7 protein-coding genes, 1 tRNA gene and 1 pseudogene are annotated in these 5,523 nt (G+C 34.6%); 1 reads left to right on the plus strand and 8 read right to left on the minus strand.

The features are described 5' to 3' along the window. The 4 genes from C9E89_RS21305 to C9E89_RS21320 form a co-directional block, all read right to left on the minus strand. Nucleotides 1-543, minus strand: a 543-nt coding sequence (locus C9E89_RS21305) for a putative metallopeptidase (RefSeq protein ID WP_107010137.1), incomplete at its 3' end; no start/stop codon positions are given. Nucleotides 544-606: 63 nt separating this feature from the next. Then, nucleotides 607-1,008 (minus strand): hypothetical protein, encoded by a 402-nt coding sequence (locus tag C9E89_RS21310; protein ID WP_107010138.1) that lies wholly within the window; start codon nt 1,006-1,008, stop codon nt 607-609. Further along, the gene (locus C9E89_RS21315) at nt 1,009-1,797 is read right to left on the minus strand and encodes a hypothetical protein (protein ID WP_107010139.1); all 789 of its coding nucleotides are present in this window, start codon (nt 1,795-1,797) and stop codon (nt 1,009-1,011) included. Between the two features lie 103 nt (nt 1,798-1,900). Further along, a complete protein-coding gene (locus C9E89_RS21320) occupies nt 1,901-2,341 on the minus strand; it encodes a hypothetical protein (RefSeq protein WP_107010140.1) in 441 nt (146 codons plus the stop codon). Nucleotides 2,342-2,433: 92 nt separating this feature from the next. Here C9E89_RS21320 and C9E89_RS21325 point away from each other — a divergent pair, with 92 nt between their 5' ends. Beyond that, nucleotides 2,434-3,030: a papain-like cysteine protease family protein gene (locus tag C9E89_RS21325; protein WP_107010141.1), complete on the plus strand. Its 597-nt coding sequence runs from the start codon at nt 2,434-2,436 to the stop codon at nt 3,028-3,030. Nucleotides 3,031-3,178: 148 nt separating this feature from the next. On the opposite strand, the gene C9E89_RS21330 is transcribed toward C9E89_RS21325, so the two are convergent. From C9E89_RS21330 to C9E89_RS21345, 4 genes and pseudogenes are all read right to left on the minus strand, one after another. Beyond that, nucleotides 3,179-3,454, minus strand: coding sequence for a hypothetical protein (locus C9E89_RS21330; RefSeq protein ID WP_107010142.1), 276 nt, complete (start codon nt 3,452-3,454; stop codon nt 3,179-3,181). Nucleotides 3,455-3,673: 219 nt separating this feature from the next. Further along, nucleotides 3,674-3,749 (minus strand) — tRNA-Arg (locus tag C9E89_RS21335). A gap of 885 nt (nt 3,750-4,634) precedes the next feature. After that, a complete protein-coding gene (locus tag C9E89_RS21340; RefSeq protein WP_107010143.1) occupies nt 4,635-4,991 on the minus strand; it encodes a roadblock/LC7 domain-containing protein in 357 nt (118 codons plus the stop codon). A 351-nt stretch (nt 4,992-5,342) separates the two neighbouring features. Then, nucleotides 5,343-5,523, minus strand: a pseudogene (locus tag C9E89_RS21345) (hypothetical protein); the annotation flags it as partial.

Raw genomic sequence — 5,523 nt, forward strand, 5'->3', positions numbered from 1 at the left:
CGCGCCCCAACGTCTAACAACACCAAAGAATTCTTCAACGTCGTGACCTGCCAAATAATGTTTAGGTAAACCTGTCATATCGCTATAAAGCATTTCACCATCTTCATCGCGTTCTACACCAATGTGATAAAGCTCATGATCGAGTAACGCGCAAAAGTTGCGGTCATTGCTCTTTTCACAATAACTCGCATCAATCGTAATTAAATACGTCGGTACAAATCCATACCAATCCCGCATCTGTTGTTCTTGTCGTGCTTTCTTCCATCCACCAACATTAAACATCACCTTTTCACATTGACCCAATACCATACGTTTTTTAGATTGAGCCGCAGATGATGCCCAAGCAAAAGCTAAAAACTCGTCATTGTCATGAAGTAGCTCAGCAATGTGGTCATGATCTGGATTATGTAACGCGCCGCCAATGGTAAGAAAGTTTTTAACAACCCAATCTTTTAGATCTGGTGCAGGTGCCAAGCGGATTGTTTCTTCTTCCTCGGCTTGATCAAGCAGTTCTGTTGGTGGAAATGGTCTGATCTGTTCCATATTTCATCCAATAAAAAACCCACATTGTGTATGTGGGTTTTGATAAATTATTTAACTTTCAAACTAAGGGTACTTCTGTTTTAAAATATCTAAGTCATCTAAGAGTTTTTTGCCCTGTAGTAATGCAGCTTGCGTACTGATATGGGTTTGCTGATCATTCTTATCAACATTGTAATCTGCAAAATGACGCTGTGCTTTAAGGGTTTTTAACTCTCGACTAAAGCGGCTGAGCGCCAAGTCCATATGTTTACGTTGAAGTACCGATAAGCAGTTGGTGTATTTTTCATGAGAGTTACCCTCAGCCTCTTCTATTTCAGTAGAAAAGCGCTGATCTATCCAATCTCGTGTAGCTAAGTACACTGCATAATAGGCACGTCCAACCACTGTACGATTAATTGCTTCATCTTTTTCTGTATTCGCATCATGTAAGTTTTTGGCAACAGTATAAAAGTCTTGGACATCCATTTAAGCAGCAATCCCACCTTCTTGTTCAATTAAGCTACTGTGCTTAATGTAGATCACCACTTTCTCTATTTGCTTTTGATCTTCCTCATTAGCTTCTGAATACCATGCCATAATGACATCTTGTAAATGGTTATTAAAGTCAAATAGGTCTTGAGCAAAATCAATTGAGGTATGCATAGTTATAATTAGATCTTGAGTTTCATCACAAAAGATAGGGCGCGTTCTGCCGATATATTGTGAATAAAACTCTTTATAAAATATAGACATAAATTTTCTATACACAGGCAGAGAAATATCCAATTGCTGAATCATATCTCTTTTTTTATCCACAGTATATTTTTCAAACTTATTTAGTTTTAGACCTAATAGCTCATCATCATATAAATCCGTAATAAGATAGGTGGATAATACGTATTTAAATAGTGCATCTAATTTTTGAGTGTTTTCTAATGGCTGTTCCAATGCTAATCGGTACTTTTCAATAAATGTTTCTATATCTGCAGTTTCAATATAAATTTTTAACAATTTTTCCCATGCAAAATAAGATTGATTACTCGTCAATTTTAAGACATTTTTTAAAGTCCCAACCGCCATATCATAATGATTATAATAAGCCTCTACACTTGCTTTTTCGCACAATGCTTGCATAGGATCATCTATTGCAATACTTTTAACAATACTCATTAATTTTCTTTTTTGAAATTCTTCTGTTTTTAGATTTTTTTTACCTTCCTTTCCTATAATATTATATAGATACTTAATATCAGGAGCAGGATTTATCTGACTCATGGGATATACCCCAAATATGAAAAATACTATGAATGAATAATATGATACCTTGTTTTGGGTATCAAATACAATTTACGCAAACTTACACTGCAGAATGACAAAGTTAATTCAGAACACACCTCTTCAAGTTCTTAAGCCACTGACTAGAAAAATTAGCCTCGATCTGTAATAGCCCATCTTCTTGAATTTTATATCTCGGTGCAGATTCTATTCGTACAACGGTGTAACCCAAATCAGCAGCCACATCGTAACGATCCAAGCTCCATGCTTTATTTGCGAGTTTGCCTTTACGACCACCCGACCATGGTCCACCTGAGATCTCAACTAAAATCTTGTGCTCAATTAATAGAAAATCAAAACGCCAATGCTTGGTTGATTTAATCTGGAATTTCTTTTGGTATTTAATTTCAAAAACATTTAATGCGTGTTCAAAATTTTCCTCAGCTTCTATGTATGCTTCTTTAGCTTTCGGTAATGGGCGAGTTTTGGATTTAGGTTTTAATGGTTTCTTCTTGGTTAATGAGGTGTATTCGGAAGTTTCCATAACTTTTACCAATCAACATAATTTAAAACAACCTACTAACAACTATCAAAATAAAATAAAATATTGTTTTCACATAAAAAATGAGGTGAGGTATGAAATCATTAAAAATAATAATCTTATTTTTTTGCTTACTTTTAAAGCCAATTTTATCTACTGCTTACACGCCAGCAATGCCACCTTATGCTCCACCACCTATTGACCTACCAATACAAAATATCTCCCAACAGACCACAGTATGGTGCTGGGCCGCCGTTGCTCAACAAATTATTCATTATAAACATGGTCCAGCCAAGACAATGTCACAATGTCAATTGGTTGCTATAGCAAATAATACAAACCCTAATTATTGTTGCTTTAATTACAATAATTGCGCAGTCACAGGAGATACCAATAAAATTCAGCAACTCTTATATTATTTTGGAGGTAGTGCATCAAGTTATGCTCCACCAACAGACCCAATGACACTCTACAACACACTTGCCCAAGGAAAACCCGTTATCATCGAGTTAAGTCAGCTATATCAAGGAATGACTCACGTTGTAGTAGTACGAGGTATGGGATTTGCACAGACACCTATGGGGATAATTCCGGTATTACACATCAATGACCCAATGAGTCGATACACTCAACCAGTCCCATTTCACCAAATAGCACCATTATGGAAATCTGCAATCGTAATTCACAACTAAATATCTATTCTTATTACTGAACTTTAAACACCACAATAAACAGAAATAAAGCTTATTAAAAATAGGCTTTATTTTCCACAATTCCAAACCTTCACTTTCCTCTAGGCATTAAAAAACCCCAACATGTGGGGTTTAAATCTATTAGATTTTAATTCAAATCTTTGTATTCAGAAACTTCCACATTATTCAAATCTTCATCCCATTCCTTTAACAGTGAAGTCAGCCACTCTTGACTGATGGTTTTTCCAGTAATTTGATAAGGGTAGACACCACGCATTTCAACTGCACAAATATCCTTAACAAAATTGGATTTTCGCAATTCACCAAGAATAAATAACTCTTGTCCTTTGTTTGCGCAATCAATCTCAAACTTAGTTTGATCAATAAATCTTAATTCAAAATTTCCTTCGCTTTTAAATGACATGCATACCTCCTTTTGACTTATCCACATTCAGCTTAGCTATATCAATCTTACTCATACAAAAACTCACTAATATAAAGATAATCTGATTATTAAAGCATTCTAATGAGCGATATTCAAGCCAGAATGAATTTGTAAATATATGTTTTTTATAAAATATTACACTATCCAAAACTATTACATTATTCAAAACTACTTATCTTGTTTGTATTAAGTAAAATATGGCACGCCATACAGGATTCGAACCTGTGACCATCCGCTTAGAAGGCGGATGCTCTATCCACTGAGCTAATGGCGCGTTAAAAGGATGTAGTAATCTGCCACACCCTTGCCTTTGATTTTGATATTAATCAGCTCGGCAACTGATCTACCGCTACTCACAATCACACCAACCTAACATGCACGGTTTGCTTTACTTGCTTTCAATCCTCTTTAGTCTCCCTATTCTAGGTTTTTACTCGAAGGCATGTTCTACTGGTCGGCACCCCAGTAGGAATAGGTTGTCTTTTCATAGACAACAAAATAGCCCACCTTTCGATGAGCTATTGTACGTAAATTAATTTACCTTACCACATAGGTAAATTCCCGATCATATACACCATTGTTGTAAGTGCTAGATACATAAACACAAAAAACAAGAAAGCTATAGATTTATTAAGCATTTTATCTCCCCCCTTTTTTTGTTGTTTCTTTTTTATACAAAAATAAAAGAAAAATAACAACTATTATTTATATTCTTTTATATCAGTTTATTACAGATAAAAAAATACCCATATCATCAGGAATATGGGTACATAAATTCTAATAAAAATACTTGTTCTTGAGCAGAGTTACTAAACAAAGAACAAGTAATAAACTGATGCTCCCGACTAAACAGAAGACTACGGTTAACGTCCCGTAACGTTGCATGCATACTACCCGTCTTTCCGAGCTGTCAATCTAACTGCTATCACTCTACTGAGGCTAATGCTAAGCGAGTTGCCATAAAATGTACCCACTATAGCGAATAGTAAGGATCACACATCTATGAGTCAAGTATTATTATAATCAAATGTAAATCAAATCAATATTAATATGTAATTAAAAGTGCCGAATTCGAAACTTTTAAATAGCGCGAAATCAATCTAGTTAGAGTTGATCCAATAAAAAAACTACCCAAAGGTAGTTTTTTTATTTCTAAATTTTATGAAAAATCTAATTCTTTTTCAAAACGCTTTAACTCATGGCGGGCCATCGCTAGATTTGCCTTTTGGCGATCTAAAACAAGATATAAAAATAATGTATCGTTCGTTTCAAGTGGGCGAATCAGATGGTATTGCTTACCCAAAGTAATCAAAATATCATCAATATGATCATTTAAACCTAAAGATTTTGCTACTCGGCGCTTAGCACGAACTACTTCTGTATTTCCAGCTGCAGCAAGCTCCAAATCCAAGCCTGAACCTGTAGAAGCCAAAGTTAAGCCACTCTCACTATCAACAAGCGCACCAACCATAAAACCATCAATATTATTTAAAGCTTCCAAGCTTAATTTAGCCATTATTAATAACCCCTTATAGAACAAACAAGAATAAAAGCTTATTTTAAATAAGTTTTTATTTGAACATAAACCAAACTATAACTACATTTGATTACAATATTATTATAATCAAACACCAATAAATTAAGCAATTAAATATTATGTAAGGGTCGTCACTTTATCCCAGACAACAAAAAAGCCCACTAATGTGAGCTTCTATCTGGTGGTGGATGATTAAATTAAACCACTACGAATAAAGTAAGTCCGCCATAATGCAAAAAGCTCAATTTTATAAGCTTTGATGACTTGGTCTCGGAAAACCGTAATACGACCAGTATAGAAAAATATACCCTTAATTTTGGGACTATGCAATTACAAATCGTATTCTTCTGCAACTTTGAAGAAGTAACCACGTAAATGTGCTTCTAAATCAACTCGCCAATCACCTAGTTTCACTAAAGCATATTGCTCATACTTATCATAAGTTCTTAAGTACGCTTTACGATCTATAGATAACCCTGAAATACGATGACGCTCAGACTGATTAAAAGAA

It is taken from the genome of Acinetobacter sichuanensis, from assembly GCF_003024515.2.
Classification (GTDB): Bacteria; Pseudomonadota; Gammaproteobacteria; order Pseudomonadales; family Moraxellaceae; genus Acinetobacter; species Acinetobacter sichuanensis.

What these genes read in the sequence shown, in the direction of transcription:
- C9E89_RS21340 (WP_107010143.1), bottom strand. Translation starts at nt 4,991, where the DNA reads ATGGCTAAATTAAGCTTGGAAGCTTTAAATAATATTGATGGTTTTATG.
- C9E89_RS21315 (WP_107010139.1), bottom strand. Translation starts at nt 1,797, where the DNA reads ATGAGTCAGATAAATCCTGCTCCTGATATTAAGTATCTATATAATATT.
- C9E89_RS21330 (WP_107010142.1), bottom strand. Translation starts at nt 3,454, where the DNA reads ATGTCATTTAAAAGCGAAGGAAATTTTGAATTAAGATTTATTGATCAA.
- C9E89_RS21310 (WP_107010138.1), bottom strand. Translation starts at nt 1,008, where the DNA reads ATGGATGTCCAAGACTTTTATACTGTTGCCAAAAACTTACATGATGCG.
- C9E89_RS21325 (WP_107010141.1), top strand. Translation starts at nt 2,434, where the DNA reads ATGAAATCATTAAAAATAATAATCTTATTTTTTTGCTTACTTTTAAAG.
- C9E89_RS21320 (WP_107010140.1), bottom strand. Translation starts at nt 2,341, where the DNA reads ATGGAAACTTCCGAATACACCTCATTAACCAAGAAGAAACCATTAAAA.